The following is a 13952-nucleotide window of genomic DNA, read 5'->3' as shown; positions in this document are numbered from 1 at the left end:
GAAAAAGGCTTCGTGGTAAACTGCAAAATTCTACCAGATACCGCCCTTGGCATCGAAAGCTTTTGACGCAAGGGCTGCAGGAACTGAGGTTTTTATGTCCGAATCCAATGCCGCATCCGTGGTGAAAATGACCATTACCGACTCTGCTCAGGATTATTTAGCTGAGCTGCTGGGCAAGCAGGACGATGTCATTGGCGTGCGCGTGTTTATCACTCAGCCCGGCACACCAAAGGCGGAAACGTGCATTGCCTACTGCCGCGAAGGTGATGGCAATGACAGTGATGTGCAGATCGCCTATCCCAAATTTAATGCGTACTTTGAAAGTCGCAGCGTGCCTTTTCTGGAAGATGCGCTGATTGACTACTCCAAGGATCGCATGGGCGGCCAATTAACCATTAAAGCGCCCAATGCTCGTTTGCCTCGCGTGAGTGACGACAGCCCCATTGAAGATCGCATTAACTATGTGCTTTACAACGAAGTGAACCCCTCGCTGGCTGCTCATGGTGGCGAAGTTTCGCTGGTCGAGGTGACCGAAGACAAAACCGCTATTTTGAAATTTGGCGGCGGTTGCCAGGGTTGCGGCATGGCTGATGTCACGCTAAAAGAAGGCGTGGAGAAAACTCTGCTCGAGCAAATTCCCGAGCTGAGCGGTGTGCGCGATATGACCGACCATAGCAATACCGACAACGCTTACTTTAAGTAAATCTGCTTTAGCTATGCCTGAGCCTGTCATCTGGCAGGCTCACTTTTCCCTGTTTTCTGGCCCGCTGCATACCCTTGGCGGATCAATGCTCAGAGATTTCACTATGTATCAATTACCCTATACCCGTACTTGTATTCAGGTTCGTTTCAGTGATCTTGATCCGCTGAATCACGTTTCCAATAGTGTCTACGCACAGTATTTTGATATGGCTCGTGTGGATTATGCGCGCCGCGTACGACAGGACGGCGAGTATCCGTGGAACGTCGTCGCCAGTATGAAAATCGACTACTTGCGTGAAATTTGCTTTGAAGACGAAGTAGTCGTGGATACCTGGTGTTCTGATGTGGGGCGCAAAAGTTTCACCCTGCAGCACCGTATTTTTGCGAATAATGTCTGTGTCACGACCTGTACCGTCGTGCTGGTGCGCTTTGATACCGAAACTCGAATCTCTTCGCCCCTGCCAGAAGGCTGGCAACCCACCGACCCTGCGCTAATTCCTGCATAGTATGTCGGAACAGCTTTGCGCCTGCGGCAGCACGCGTTTATTTAGCGATTGCTGCCAGCCGATAGTGGAAGGAGTGCGTCTTGCGCCCTCGGCAGAGGCCTTGATGCGTTCTCGCTACACGGCGTTTAGTCGTAATTACCCTCAATATCTACTGGATAGTTTGCATCCTGAGCGGCGCGAAGCGGAAACCTTGGCCGCACTTGAAGCCAGTTGCCAAGAGGGGCAGTGGCGCAGTTTACGCATTCTCAAAACCCAAGCCGGTGGGCCGGGTGATGACTATGGCGAGGTCGAGTTTCTTGCATTTTATGGCGGGGGTTCTAGCGCGAGTGCTATGCCAGACCAACTGCATGAAAATTCGCGATTCCACCGACTTGACGGCGCTTGGTATTATCGCGATGGTGAGATTTTGCCGCCGATTAAATTGGGGCGAAATGATGCTTGCTGGTGCGGTAGTGGTATAAAGCTGAAAAAATGCTCCCATGACGGGGTTGAGAGCGCCTAGCGTTAAATCGTCATAATAGAGGTATGCTCTATGCGGGTTCTTTCCTATAACGTTCATAAGGGATTTTGCGCCCGCAATCGTCGTTTTCTACTCAATGAGATTCGCGACAGTATTCGCGATGTCGACGCTGATCTGGTGTTTTTACAGGAAGTGGTCGGCGAAAATCAGCGCCATGCCGAAAAGCTAGACGACTGGATCGATGAGAGTCAGTTTGAATATCTTGCTGATCAAGTGTGGCCCCACTACGCCTATGGTCGCAATGCGATTTACCAACATGGCCATCACGGCAATGCCATTCTCAGTAAATGGCATGTTTGCTCCCAATCTAATCACAATGTTTCCCTTATCGCGCCTTCGCAGCGCGGGGTATTGCTCACCGAAATAGAGAATGGCGTTTATCTGATTTGCTTGCATTTCGGCTTGCTGGGCTGGGAGCGTCGCCGGCAGTTTCAGATGCTGATGGACGTGATTGAGCGAAATATCCCAGCTGATGCGCCACTTATTATTGCCGGTGACTTTAACGACTGGAATTTGAGCCTGCAGCGGCGCTTTATAAAGGCCGGTTTTAGGGAGGCGTTTACCGAAAAGCGCGGCAAGCCGGCGCGCAGTTTTCCCGCTAATCGCCCTTTGCTGCGCTTGGATAGAATGTATTTGCGGGGGCTAGAAGTGAAAAACGCCAAGGTCCTGAAAGGGGAGCCTTGGCGTAATCTGTCGGATCACTGTCCGTTATTTGTCGAGCTGGCTCTGACCAGCGAATGAATTAACCGCGGTTGCGCTTGGGTAATACATCGACCAATTTATCGCGCATGGTGCGCAGAGCGGTTTCAGTGGTATCCCAGGCAATACAGCCATCGGTAACTGAAACACCGTATTTCAACTGGCTCAAATCGGCTGGGATCTTCTGATTGCCGGCATTGATATGGCTTTCAATCATTAACCCAACAATTGAAGAGTTCCCTTCAATTACTTGATTTGTAACGTTTTCTATAACAAGCGGTTGCAGCTCGGGTTGTTTGTTGGAGTTGGCGTGACTGCAATCCACCATAATATTCAGTGGAATGCCGGCCTTGGCCAACTCGGCCTCACACAGCTTGATATGAACCGAATCGTAGTTGGGGCCATTGCTGCCGCCGCGCAAAACAATGTGGGCGTAGCGGTTGCCAGTGGTATGAATCACGGCTACTTGACCTTCGCCGTTGATGCCTAGAAAACGGTGTGGGTTTACCGCCGAGCCAATTGCATTAATGGCGACTTCTAAGTTGCCATCGGTGCCGTTTTTGAAACCCACGGCAGAAGACAAGCCGCTGGCCATTTCGCGGTGCGTTTGCGACTCGGTTGTACGAGCGCCGATCGCTGACCAGGCAATGAAGTCTTGCAGGTATTGTGGCGAAATCGGATCAAGGGCTTCGGTTGACGTAGGCAGACCCAGCTCGCAGATATCCAGCAATAGTTTGCGACCGATGTGCAGACCTTCTTCAATTTTGAAGGTGTCATTCAAATGTGGATCGTTAATCAGGCCTTTCCAACCAACTGTGGTGCGAGGTTTTTCAAAATACACCCGCATAATAATAACTAGCGTGTCCTGCACGTCATCGGCCAGCTTTTTCAGACGGCTGGCGTAATCCATGGCCGCATCGACATCGTGAATAGAGCAGGGGCCCACCACCACAAACATGCGGTGATCCTTGCCATCGAGAATATCGCGTACGGTTTGACGTGAGGCCGCAACCAGCGCTTCCGCTTTGTCGCTCATTGGCAAAGCCGCTTTAAGATTAGCCGGAGTTACCAAAACCTCTTGGGCTTCAACATTGACGTTATCAATCACGTTTTGAGACATAGGACTTCCAAACAAACTCACCAATGGCCGCCGCTAAGGGCAGGCCTGAAATAATTAGCCGGTCATTCTAACCGATTGAGCATCAAAGATAATATGCCATCGCCCGAATTGGCAGTTAAAATAAGCTATTGATTTGATACAGAGTACCTATGAGCCGTTTTTGCCTTTTTTTAGCCGCTTCCAGCTTTGCTGTTTTGGCTTTCGCTGAATCAGCGGAAGATGAACTACCTGTTGTGAAATGGTCGCCCTCTGCGAGAGCAGAATCTATTAGCCCCTTTGACGGTATGAGCTGCGAACAACTTCTGCGCGCCCGCCCTCAAAATGAGGCTGAAAAAATCGATCTTCGTGAGCGCAATCAGCGCTGCCTTGGTCAATACCAGCGCTTTTTGCCCCAGCAAAGCAAAGCCATAAACGGTGCTCGGCCATGAAGCGGCGCGGCGGCCCCCAAATTTTTAAAGCCACTCGGCATAAACATCATCGCAGTCAGAAGAATGCTGAACCGGGAAAAGACCACTCTGTAGCTGAACCCGAAACCTTGCAGCTGTTGATTGAGGGCTTAAGCGAGCAGGGCGCTGGCGTGGCTCGCCATAAAGATCGGCCGGTATTTATCGCTGGTGCCTTGCCGGGTGAGCAGGTTGAAGTCAAAATTCAAGGGCGTTTTCGCCGGCATGATGAGGCGGAATTAGTCTCGGTTATTGAGGCCTCACCTGACCGGGCGCAGCCGAGCTGCGAGTATTTCGGTCGTTGTGGCGGTTGCCAGTTGCAGCATTTAGCCGAGCCCAAGCAAGCGAAAATTAAACACGAACAGCTCCAGCGGCGGGTAAGAGCAGCGGGATTTGATGGCGAGCTAGAGGTGATTGAATCGCCATTTTTTGCCTACCGCCACCGCGCGCGCTTGGCCTATAGCCGCGGAAAATTTGGCTTTCGTGCCGCTAATGCCAAGGATGTGGTCGCGATTGAGCAATGCCCCTTGCTGTCAGACCCTTTAAACCAAACTATCCAACAGCTAAAAAGCCTAATTTCTGAAAACGTGCCAGACACGGTGTCGCTGGAATGTTTGCTCAGTGAATCAGTCGCGACATTTAGCCCAATCACTGAAACGCCCGTGGGAGTTTTGTTTCGGGTACAGTCGTTTGGCAAAAAGGGCAGTCGTCCCGATAAGCGTTGGGTGGCCCGTTTATCATCAGAGCTACCTGAAAATCTTTGCCTATTTGATATTGAGGATGATGCGGGTAAATCCGAGCTGAGCGAGTATCAAGAATCAGCAGGTGATTCCGCACTGCAGTATCAATTGACCGAAAATCTAGCACTGGCCTTTACGCCAGCAGATTTTACCCAAGTGAATCCGCTGGTGAATCACGCCATGATTGCCACGGTTTGTGAGTGGTTAAATCCAGAGGCGGGAGAGACTATTGCTGATTTTTTCTGCGGTCTTGGCAATTTCAGTTTGCCGATAGCGGCTAAAGGCGCAGCGGTACGCAGCTTTGATTTGGGTGCAGATATGATTGCGCGGGCGGTTAAACAAGCAGATTTTTATGAGCTTGCGATTGATTACCTATGTTGCGATTTATTCGACGCCAAGCAAACGCCCTCACTGCGCGGTATCAGTAAGGCCGTATTAGATCCGCCAAGAGCGGGTGCGAAACAGCTTTGCGAAGAGATCGCCCAGTCGCGCGATCTGCAAAAACTGGTTTACGTTTCCTGCTCCCCAGCCAGTTTGCAACGAGATTTGGAGATTCTTTCTCGAGGTGGTTTCAAGATTAAAGCCGTGAAAGCGGCGGATATGTTCCCGCAAACCCACCACCAGGAAGCCATGGTTTTATTGAGCCGGGATTGAGCGACCCGCTTAGAGCGAATGCTGCGTCCTTAAATGGGCGAGCAAGCCATCGGCGGCCACTTCCAATTCCTCAATGGTCTGGTCAAAGGCATTGTCATCGTAGAAGGGGTCGGCAATTTGGCTGTGCCCGCCATTGGGCGCAAAGGATTTAAAAAGCGCGATTTGCCCTGCAAAGTCCTTTGGCGCCCATGCCTCGATTTGGCTGAGATTGGCGCGATCCATGGCAATCAGATAATCGGCCTTGCGGTAATCCTCATCGTCTATTTGCCGCGCTATTTGATGCGCAATCTGGTAACCGGCTCGGGCCGATGCGGCAATACTTCTGGGGTCAGGGGATTTGCCGATATTAAATGCGGCGGTGCCGCAGGAATCGACACTCACCTGGGTCGATAAACCGGTTTCCAGCAGTCGCTGCTCCATAATCCCTTGGGCAGCGGGGGAGCGGCAGATATTTCCTAAGCAGACAAAAACAATATGTATGGGCACGGGATTTCCTCAATTTTTCCCAGCCTAGCGTCCGCTGTGAAAATCGAAAATACGCCTAACGGAGTGTGTTTATTTTTCGGCGAGCAACACAACAAATTTCGCGTTAGCGGCGAGTTGTGTGACTTTGGAAAAATGGCGTTTTAACTGCAGGTGATAGCCTAAATGACGATTGCCGACCACGCATAATTTACCGTCGCTGCGCAGGTGCTGTTTAGCGTGAGCAAACATCTGCTTGGCAATATGGTCGCCCATTTGCTGCTCTTGGTGAAATGGGGGGTTGCAGAGCACAAGATCAAAACCGAGTCCACGATAATCGCTCATACAGTCGTCAACACTGAAATTTAGCTGTCTGTGGTCGGTGAGAATACCATTAAGTGCGCAATTCTCCCTTGCGCTATCAATGGCCATAAACGAGTCGTCAAAAAAATGAATATCCGCTTGCGGCCACTGTTTCGCAGCCGATATTCCCAATAGACCATTGCCGCAACCTAAATCGGCTACCGCCTGGGGCGGATTTAACGGGGCCTCTAACTCAGGCAGGATGCTGAGCAGTAAGCGGCTGCCTTGATCGAGCTTACCTCGGGAGAAAACATTGGCACGATTTATCAGCGTAAGACCAATTTCAGGAAATTCTGCCCGTTGGCGATCTTCCTCGATGGACGCAGAAATAAACTCGCTAAGCTGAATTAATCGCGCTTTTTTCCATGCCAATGAGGTGCTCGCTACGCCCAAATTTTGGCTGCACATCTCCACTGTGGCGGCGGTGATGTATTTTGCCATACCACCAATTAATACCCGCTCAGGACATTTGCATAAACCCTGTAGTGCTTGTAGTTGATAACGCATTAGCGAATGACTGCGGGGCAGGCGGTAGAGAATAAAATCAAAACCGGCCTTGGGGCGCTCGGTCATGGCTAAAAATGACGGCAGTGAGAGCTGATTTTCCTCGGCATTTTCCTGGGTGGCGAGTTGGCTAACTGCGGAATCTCCCCAGCTTACGCATTGGTAATCCGCTAGCGCTAGGGCGAGTGCACCAAAGCTGTCGTTAACGAGAAGAATACGGTTATCTACGCTGGGCTGAAGTTCTTGCAAACGATTCAGAAGATAAAGGTCGGCATTGTCCCAAGCTTGAAGGACTTCATTTTTTCGGCGTGGACGGCGCTGCAGAGTAAATGAGCCAAAGGCTGATTCACATAGCGTGTTAGCGGTCGCGGCAGCATGGTTTGGTTTTGATTGCTGCCGCGACTTAAAGGGTCTTTTTCCCATTGCCCAGCTTATTCCAGCAATAGTGATTGCAATTGCTGGCGTTGCTGGGAGCCAAAGCTAAGGCCCATTTCCAAATACGCATCAATGCTGCCGTAGAGTTGTTTCATGCTGTCAAAGGCGGCTTCGATAAACTGTGCTTGTACGCTAAACAGCACTTTGATCACATCTTCATTCACTTGAAACATGCTGCTGGAATGAATGGCATTGGCTACCGCGTTAATCCGTGCGGCGGTGTAGTGATTGGTGGCCATATAGTCATCCATAATTGTTGCCTTGGGCACGTCTAAGGCCGTCAGTAATAAGGCGGCGGCAAGTCCGGTGCGATCTTTACCCGCCGTGCAATGAAACACTTGCGGATAGTGGTCGGGATTGAGTAAATCCTGCATCCACTGACGGTAAACGGGGGTAAATTGCTCCACCATCTCGCGATTAGCATTGATTAAATAGCGGGACATATCTTCAACGGTAGTGTCTTCGCACTTTAGGCTGGCGACCATCTTGTCGATTTCTGCCGCTTCAACGCTGATTGGCAAGGCCTCAATATGAATAACGCTGTTATCCGGCAGGCTATGGGGAGCGTCGTGTCGCTCTTCATCAGAACGAAAATCCACAATGCGGGATAATTGCAGCCGATCGAGATAGCGTTTATCCATCTCGGATAAGCCACTGATCTTGTCAGAGCGGTAGATCATTCCCCAGCGTAGGCGACGGCCATCGGCGCTTTGCAATCCGCCCAATTCTCTGAAATTGTGCATTTTTTCAAAGGGCAGTTTTCGCAGTGCGTCCCGTTGCGCGGAGGGCAGTTGGCAGGGAATAGGCCGCTGATCGGCGTCTTCAACTCCGCTGGCAATAGCAACATCATGCAGGCTTTTGGAAAGTTCTCTATAGCTCATCGTTCTACTTTTTTATGCGGTTGGGGCGCCTGCTATTCTACTGACATTTCAGTGCCTTCGGCGGACTTCACTGTGCGATTTGCGGGATGGAGTCCAATAGCAGACGCGTATAGTCATGTTGTGGCTGGCAGTAAATATCTTCGGCATTGCCGGTTTCTACAATCTGGCCTTGATGCATAACGGCAATGCGGTCGCTCATATGGCGCACAACGGACAGGTCGTGGGAAATAAACAACATGGCTAGCCCCATGTCTTGTTGAATATCCATTAATAAATTCAGGATTTGTGCCTGCACTGAAACGTCCAGCGCCGAAACCGGTTCATCGCAAATTAATAATTTGGGCTGTAAGGCAATGGCGCGAGCTATACCAATACGTTGCCGTTGTCCGCCGGAAAATTCATGGGGATATTTATTGGCCGCAGACTGGGGCAAGCCGACTTGATCTAACAAGGCGCTCACGGTTTTGCGGCGCTGATTACGGTCGCCCAAGCTATGAATAATCAGGGGTTCTTCCAGAATACTACTGACCGTGTGACGACTGTTCAGGGATTCGTAGGGATCCTGAAAAATCATTTGCAAGTCGCGCCGAATAGGGCGCATTTCACGGTTAGATAACTTGCTGATGTCCGTTTTTTGAAACCACACTTCGCCCGCCGTTGGTGTCTGTAAATTCAGAATCGCCTTGCCCAGACTACTCTTGCCACAGCCAGATTCGCCAACCAAACCTAGCGTTTCACCGGGATTTACAAACAAGCTGACGCCATTAACGGCTTTAAATGCACTGGGCTTGTCCAGCAAATGCCGCTTTTTTAGTGGGTAGTGCAGGTGAAGTTCTTTCACTTCAAGCAGGGCGTCAGACATTTTTCGACACTCCTGATGTGCTTGCCTCGTTAATCGTTTGCCAGTGGTGACAGCTAATTTCTCCGGTTTCGTGGGCGGTCAGTTCAGGGGCCTCTTGCTCACAGCGCTCATTGGCATATTCGCAACGATTGGCAAAACGACAGCCGGTAGGCATGGCATCTATGCTGGGAACTTGTCCCGGCATGGCATCCAGTTTTGTTTTGGGTGCTCGGGCTACGGCAGCGGGAAGCGCTGCTATTAAACCTTTGGTATAGGGGTGGCGCGGTTGCGAGAAAATATGTGGTACGTCCTGTTGTTCGACAATTTTACCGGCGTACATCACCACGACATGGTCGCTAACTTGTGAGACTAAAGCTAAATCATGGGTGATAAACAGCATGGCCATGTTTCGTTCTTGTTGAAGCTTTTTTAACAAAGCAACGATTTGGGCCTGGATAGTGACATCCAACGCGGTAGTGGGTTCGTCGGCGATGAGTAAATCCGGCTCACCTGCGAGGGCCATGGCGATCATTAATCGCTGGCGCATTCCTCCTGAAAACTGGTGAGGGTAGGCGTCTATTCTATTTTCCGGTGAAGGGATGCCAACATCGTTCAATAGTTGAATACTGCGCTGCCGTCGCTGCGATTTGTCCATTTTAGGAAAATGCAGTTTCAGCACTTCTTCAATTTGCTGCCCGGTTCGTTGTACCGGATTCAGTGCAGTCATTGGGTCTTGAAAAATAACCGCCACTTTTTTGCCGCGTAAGGCCTTGAGCGCTTTGGGATCGTTGCTGTCGATGCGCTGACCGTTAAAGCTGATTTCACCGCCACTTTGATAGACCTGTGGCTTGGGCAGAAGATCGACAATGGCCATGGCGGTAAGGCTTTTGCCGCAGCCTGATTCGCCAACCAGCCCCAAGGTTTGTCCGGCGGCAATAGTGAAGCTCACGTCACTCACCATTTCGCTACTCAACGGACGGCCCTTGGTATCGCGCTGTTCAGGGTCGCGAATACTGACGCAAAGTCGGCTTACTGACAGGCACGCGTCAGGCTTGGCTTGTGCCTTTTCCGGTGAGCGGTTCACGATACTACTCACGGCGTTCTCCAGCGGCTGTCTTCAAGATTGATGGGGGCTAGCAGCTCGTTGTGCTCGCGAGCCTCAAGGGTAAGTTGTTTGTCGGTTTCGTCTATCCAGAACAGACCTTCGCCCATCACCGAAAACAAGCTATCGCTGGTTCGAGTGCCATATTCAGCGGGTAGTTTAATCCAGCGCCAAAACGCCTCACGGGTATAGGGCACTTTGAAGGTAGGAATAAATGAGCCCTGTTCGTACACCAGCTGTTCCAGCTCATGAGCGAGTGCAACGCGTTCAGTCTTGCTGGTTGCCTTGCGGTAGGCTTCTATTTTGCTGTCCATTTCCGGATTGTCAGTATTGGTAATGTTATTGGTCTGGGGCTTGTGGGCATTTTCTGAGTGATAAAACTCCCAGTAACGCGGCGACAGACCACCACCCGACCATGCCATCCACGCCGCTTGGTGTTTGTTTTCCAGTATTTGTTTGAAAGCGGCTGATGGATCTAATAATTGCAAATCCAGTTTAAACCCGGTTTTTTGAGCTTCCTGCGCGAGTATCACCAAGCGGTCATTATGGGCCGCACTGTAATAAGTGATGCGGATCTCCAGTGTTTGTCCGTCTTTTGTACGAATGCCCTCGGCATTGCGCGTATCCCAACCGGCCTCGTCCAGCAGCTTATTGGCAAGATCAATATTGAAGGGGCGGGCATGGATATTGGGGTTGCTGTAGTCCCCATAACCATCGTGGGCGGTTTGCAGGCGTTCGTAATCGCCGTGTAAAACGGTATTGATAACGCGCTCTATATTGAGTGAATGAGCGAGGGCATAGCGCACCCGACGATCGTTTAAGGGCGGTGAATCCTCATTGAGAAACAAACCGGAAATTGGCTGTGGAACATCGTTATAAAATTTAATTTTACCCACATAACCATGATCGTATATGCGGCCTTGGGCTTTCTTATGCCAAAGCCGGGGCTGAATCAGCGGGAAGGTATCCAGCTCGCCTTTGCGAAAATACTGATAGGCGATATTTAAATCGCGGATCAGCTTGATACGAACAAAATCGGGGTTATAGCGGTATTTAAAGTACTGTTTGTTATTGCCCCACCAATCCTTTTTGCGGGCAAATTCAATATATTTCCCTTTGCGAATTTCGCTGATTTGATAGGGGCCGGTATTGGGAGCAATTTTCCAGTTGCTCTCGCGCACCCAGTTTTCATCGAGCTTGTGAGCATGGGCTGGAACCGGAGAAATACTGTATTCAAACAGCATTTCATCTTGGGGTTTGGCAACGGCGCCGAGGATGCCGATGGTGTGCTCATCGTATTTCACCAGGTCGGCAATAATTTCCTGATAATAGTTGTTATACCAAGGCGCCAAAATATATTTTGAGCGCATAAACTCCATGGCAAATAAATAATCATCAGCGGTCACTGGGCGACCGTCTGACCAGCGCGCATCGGGATCGAGTCGGTAGTAGATGCTGCGACCGTCACTACCAAAAGCCCAGTGGCTTGCCAGCTCGGGAATCGGGTTGAGGGTGTTGGGATGAATGCCAACCAAACTCAAATTATTGGCGCGCATATAACCGGCAAAGCTGCCATTGGAGTCGGGGCCGACCAGTCTTAGCGTTAAGGGAAAGCTGGTAATAAAGCTGCGAAAGCGACCGCCACGCAGGGCATTTGGGTCGGCAAAGATGGGATCTTTATTATTGGTTTGCCAGTTTAGGTTTTCTGGCAGTGTGTCGGGCAATTGAGCGCTGTGTTCGACAGCAAAGGCCGCAGCGCTTAGCAGTACTAGAGCGATAAGCAAAATGGGTTTAATTAATAGCGATAAAAACTTATTCATAGTAGCTGAACTGCTTGGGGTCATAAGCATCGCGAATTGCTTCACCGATAAACGCCACCAACATCAAAATAACGGTCATGGCGGTGACTACGGCACCAACCATCCAGATGGATTCCATGTTTTCTGTGCCTTGTTTTAACAGCTCTCCCCAGCTTGGGGTGGGTGAGGGCAGGCCAAAGCCAAGGTAGTCCAGCGCTGTTAATGAGGTAATCCCAGAAGCCACGGAGAACGGCACAAAGGTCACAAGGGTAGACACACTATTGGGCAAAATATGGCGGAACATAATACGGCTGCCGCTGGCTCCAAGTGCGCGTGCAGCCATGACATAATCCCGAGAGGCTTCTTTGTAGGCGGCGGTACGCATATACCAAGTCATGCCAGTCCAGCCGAAAAACGCCATGATCAGTAACAGTGTCCAAAAGCCCGGCGTGATGACGGAGGCGACAATCATAATCACGTACAGAAACGGAATATTTGACCAGATTTCGATGACCCGTTGAAAAAACAAATCGAATCGTCCGCCCCAATAGCCCATCAAACAGCCAATGGCCACGCCGACAATATAGTTAAAAATCAGCAGGCAAACCGAGAACAGCAGGGCGGTTCTAAAACCATAAATCAGTCTGGCCAGTACATCTCTGCCGCTGGTATCGGTGCCAAGATAATGTTTGCTAGAAACCGAAGGCGCATGGGGTGGAAAGTCACCGGCAATCAAATCTGATTCCAGCGGGCTAAAAGGAATTAGCGGCATGATCAGCCAGTTATTGTCTTCTGGCGCGGCGGCAAAGCTGGTTTGAAGATCGCGGTAATTGGTTTCGTAATCGTAATCTAGGCCAAATTCGCGACCACTGATAACCGAGCCATAAGTTGGGAAATGAAGATGACCTTGGTAGTAAACAATCAAGGCACGGTTACTGGCCAAAAGCTCCGCGCCAATACTGAGCAGGGTAAGCAACAGCAAAATACAGGCAGAGGCAAAGCCGCGACGGGATTGCCGAAAACGACGCCAGCGCTTTTGACTGACCGGATTAGAAAGCAGGGAGATCATGTGCGGCTCTCCCCAAATCGAATTCTGGGATCAACTAAGGCCACACAAATATCGGACAGAATATTGCCGACCAGATAAAGAATGGAGGAGATCACCAGTATGCCCATCACAATGGGATAGTCGCGCTCAATGACCGCTTCGTAGCCTAATAGACCAATGCCGTCGATATTGAATATGGTTTCAATCAGGAAGGAACCACTGATCAGCAGCGAAATATTATTGCCAAAGGACGTGGCAATAGGGATCAAACTATTGCGCAGTGCGTGGCCGCGAATGGCTTCGCCGCGCATTAAACCTTTGGCCGTGGCGGTGCGCATATAATCCGCCGACATATTGTCCATTAATGCGTTTTTCATCATCAACGTTGTTACGGCAAAACTGCCGGCGAGATAGGCGATTAGCGGCAGCACGGCATGATGAAAAATATCGGTGGTTTTTTGCCAAAAACCAAACTCGGCAAAATCATCGCTGACAAAGCCACCCAGCGGAAACCAATCAAAATAACCGGCAAAGGCGGAGATCAGCGCAATACCAATGACATAACTTGGCAGTGCGTAGCCGAGAAAGACCACCGCAGAAGAGAGACTGTCAAAGCGGCTGCCGTGATACATGCCCTTGAAAATACCCAGCGGAATACACACCAGATAAGTGAGAATCATGGTGCTGAGGCCATAAAAAATCGAAACCGGAAATCGCTCTTTGATAATGTCCCACACCGGATCTTGGTAGCGGGTAGACGTGCCGAGATCAAATTGAATGACCTTGCCAAGCCATTCAGCATAGCCGGCGAGCAGTGGCTTATCAAAGCCGTAGTAATGCTTTAATTCTTCCATTTGCTCGTCAGAAAGGGTGCTGCCACTGCTTTGGCTACGCGTAAGCCCCCCGGTTTCGCCGCCGAGTTGAGCTTGGGTCATCAAGCGCTCAATAGGGCCGCCGGGTACGACACGGGTAATGGTAAAAACCAGCAGGGAGATACCGATGAAGGTCGGGATGACCAAAAGTAAACGACGTAGAAAATACCCGACCATGCTCGCTCAATATTAGAAAACGGGAAGTGATTGAACAGGCGACATTACAAATAAAATGGCTTGTCGTCCAGCGCCAGTAGCTGA

At 50.4% G+C, this 13952-nt stretch carries 15 protein-coding genes; 6 read left to right on the top strand and 9 right to left on the bottom strand.

What is annotated here, in order from left to right:
* Positions 1 to 94 precede the first annotated feature (94 nt).
* Genes nfuA through IB286_RS12920 form a run of 4 tightly spaced genes read left to right on the top strand, consistent with a single transcriptional unit; the run spans position 95 to position 2469 of the window.
* The gene (gene nfuA, locus IB286_RS12935) at positions 95 to 703 is read left to right on the top strand and encodes a Fe-S biogenesis protein NfuA (RefSeq protein ID WP_223826387.1); all 609 of its coding nucleotides are present in this window, start codon (positions 95 to 97) and stop codon (positions 701 to 703) included.
* A 13-nt stretch (positions 704 to 716) separates the two neighbouring features.
* Positions 717 to 1208 carry an acyl-CoA thioesterase gene (locus IB286_RS12930; protein ID WP_190766228.1) on the top strand — a complete coding sequence of 164 codons (492 nt, stop codon included), beginning with the start codon at positions 717 to 719 and terminating at the stop codon, positions 1206 to 1208.
* A gap of 1 nt (position 1209) precedes the next feature.
* Positions 1210 to 1710, top strand: coding sequence for a YchJ family protein (locus IB286_RS12925; protein WP_190766226.1), 501 nt, complete (start codon positions 1210 to 1212; stop codon positions 1708 to 1710).
* Between the two features lie 30 nt (positions 1711 to 1740).
* Positions 1741 to 2469, top strand: coding sequence for an endonuclease/exonuclease/phosphatase family protein (locus IB286_RS12920; protein WP_190766224.1), 729 nt, complete (start codon positions 1741 to 1743; stop codon positions 2467 to 2469).
* A 1-nt stretch (position 2470) separates the two neighbouring features.
* Here IB286_RS12920 and IB286_RS12915 read toward each other — a convergent pair whose 3' ends face one another.
* A complete protein-coding gene (locus tag IB286_RS12915) occupies positions 2471 to 3547 on the bottom strand; it encodes a 3-deoxy-7-phosphoheptulonate synthase (RefSeq protein ID WP_190766222.1) in 1077 nt (358 codons plus the stop codon).
* A gap of 149 nt (positions 3548 to 3696) precedes the next feature.
* On the opposite strand from IB286_RS12915, the gene IB286_RS12910 reads away from it, so the two are divergent.
* A complete protein-coding gene (locus IB286_RS12910; RefSeq protein ID WP_190766220.1) occupies positions 3697 to 3975 on the top strand; it encodes a hypothetical protein in 279 nt (92 codons plus the stop codon).
* Positions 3972 to 5384, top strand: coding sequence for a 23S rRNA (uracil(1939)-C(5))-methyltransferase RlmD (gene rlmD, locus IB286_RS12905; RefSeq protein ID WP_190766219.1), 1413 nt, complete (start codon positions 3972 to 3974; stop codon positions 5382 to 5384). The genes IB286_RS12910 and rlmD overlap by 4 nt, the downstream gene beginning before the upstream one ends.
* A 9-nt stretch (positions 5385 to 5393) precedes the next feature.
* Here the strand turns inward: rlmD and IB286_RS12900 are convergent, their stop codons facing one another.
* From IB286_RS12900 to IB286_RS12865, 8 genes are all read right to left on the bottom strand, one after another.
* Complete coding sequence (locus IB286_RS12900; protein ID WP_190766217.1) at positions 5394 to 5870, bottom strand: low molecular weight protein-tyrosine-phosphatase; 477 nt, start codon at positions 5868 to 5870, stop codon at positions 5394 to 5396.
* A gap of 69 nt (positions 5871 to 5939) precedes the next feature.
* On the bottom strand, positions 5940 to 7136 hold the full coding sequence (locus IB286_RS12895; protein ID WP_190766214.1) for a methyltransferase: 1197 nt from the start codon (positions 7134 to 7136) through the stop codon (positions 5940 to 5942).
* Positions 7137 to 7144: 8 nt separating this feature from the next.
* Positions 7145 to 8029, bottom strand: coding sequence for a tyrosine-protein phosphatase (locus IB286_RS12890; RefSeq protein ID WP_190766212.1), 885 nt, complete (start codon positions 8027 to 8029; stop codon positions 7145 to 7147).
* A 67-nt stretch (positions 8030 to 8096) separates the two neighbouring features.
* Positions 8097 to 8891 carry an ABC transporter ATP-binding protein gene (locus IB286_RS12885; protein ID WP_190766210.1) on the bottom strand — a complete coding sequence of 265 codons (795 nt, stop codon included), beginning with the start codon at positions 8889 to 8891 and terminating at the stop codon, positions 8097 to 8099.
* On the bottom strand, positions 8884 to 9966 hold the full coding sequence (locus IB286_RS12880) for an ABC transporter ATP-binding protein (protein ID WP_317889762.1): 1083 nt from the start codon (positions 9964 to 9966) through the stop codon (positions 8884 to 8886). The genes IB286_RS12885 and IB286_RS12880 overlap by 8 nt, the downstream gene beginning before the upstream one ends.
* Positions 9963 to 11792 (bottom strand): extracellular solute-binding protein, encoded by a 1830-nt coding sequence (locus IB286_RS12875; protein ID WP_190766208.1) that lies wholly within the window; start codon positions 11790 to 11792, stop codon positions 9963 to 9965. The genes IB286_RS12880 and IB286_RS12875 overlap by 4 nt, the downstream gene beginning before the upstream one ends.
* Complete coding sequence (locus tag IB286_RS12870; protein ID WP_223826386.1) at positions 11785 to 12840, bottom strand: ABC transporter permease; 1056 nt, start codon at positions 12838 to 12840, stop codon at positions 11785 to 11787. Before IB286_RS12870 ends, IB286_RS12875 begins: the two co-directional genes overlap by 8 nt.
* The gene (locus IB286_RS12865) at positions 12837 to 13868 is read right to left on the bottom strand and encodes an ABC transporter permease subunit (RefSeq protein WP_190766206.1); all 1032 of its coding nucleotides are present in this window, start codon (positions 13866 to 13868) and stop codon (positions 12837 to 12839) included. The genes IB286_RS12870 and IB286_RS12865 overlap by 4 nt, the downstream gene beginning before the upstream one ends.
* Positions 13869 to 13952: the final 84 nt, after the last annotated feature.

Source organism: Spongiibacter pelagi, assembly GCF_014705705.1.
GTDB classification, from domain to species: domain Bacteria; phylum Pseudomonadota; class Gammaproteobacteria; order Pseudomonadales; family Spongiibacteraceae; genus Spongiibacter; species Spongiibacter pelagi.
The sequence above is the reverse complement of the archived record's forward strand: the minus strand, read 5'-3'. Positions and strand labels throughout refer to the sequence as shown.

What these genes read in the sequence shown, in the direction of transcription:
- nfuA (WP_223826387.1), top strand. Translation starts at nt 95, where the DNA reads ATGTCCGAATCCAATGCCGCATCCGTGGTGAAAATGACCATTACCGAC.
- IB286_RS12930 (WP_190766228.1), top strand. Translation starts at nt 717, where the DNA reads ATGCCTGAGCCTGTCATCTGGCAGGCTCACTTTTCCCTGTTTTCTGGC.
- IB286_RS12925 (WP_190766226.1), top strand. Translation starts at nt 1,210, where the DNA reads ATGTCGGAACAGCTTTGCGCCTGCGGCAGCACGCGTTTATTTAGCGAT.
- IB286_RS12920 (WP_190766224.1), top strand. Translation starts at nt 1,741, where the DNA reads ATGCGGGTTCTTTCCTATAACGTTCATAAGGGATTTTGCGCCCGCAAT.
- IB286_RS12915 (WP_190766222.1), bottom strand. Translation starts at nt 3,547, where the DNA reads ATGTCTCAAAACGTGATTGATAACGTCAATGTTGAAGCCCAAGAGGTT.
- IB286_RS12910 (WP_190766220.1), top strand. Translation starts at nt 3,697, where the DNA reads ATGAGCCGTTTTTGCCTTTTTTTAGCCGCTTCCAGCTTTGCTGTTTTG.
- rlmD (WP_190766219.1), top strand. Translation starts at nt 3,972, where the DNA reads ATGAAGCGGCGCGGCGGCCCCCAAATTTTTAAAGCCACTCGGCATAAA.
- IB286_RS12895 (WP_190766214.1), bottom strand. Translation starts at nt 7,136, where the DNA reads ATGGGAAAAAGACCCTTTAAGTCGCGGCAGCAATCAAAACCAAACCAT.
- IB286_RS12890 (WP_190766212.1), bottom strand. Translation starts at nt 8,029, where the DNA reads ATGAGCTATAGAGAACTTTCCAAAAGCCTGCATGATGTTGCTATTGCC.
- IB286_RS12885 (WP_190766210.1), bottom strand. Translation starts at nt 8,891, where the DNA reads ATGTCTGACGCCCTGCTTGAAGTGAAAGAACTTCACCTGCACTACCCA.
- IB286_RS12875 (WP_190766208.1), bottom strand. Translation starts at nt 11,792, where the DNA reads ATGAATAAGTTTTTATCGCTATTAATTAAACCCATTTTGCTTATCGCT.
- IB286_RS12870 (WP_223826386.1), bottom strand. Translation starts at nt 12,840, where the DNA reads ATGATCTCCCTGCTTTCTAATCCGGTCAGTCAAAAGCGCTGGCGTCGT.
- IB286_RS12865 (WP_190766206.1), bottom strand. Translation starts at nt 13,868, where the DNA reads ATGGTCGGGTATTTTCTACGTCGTTTACTTTTGGTCATCCCGACCTTC.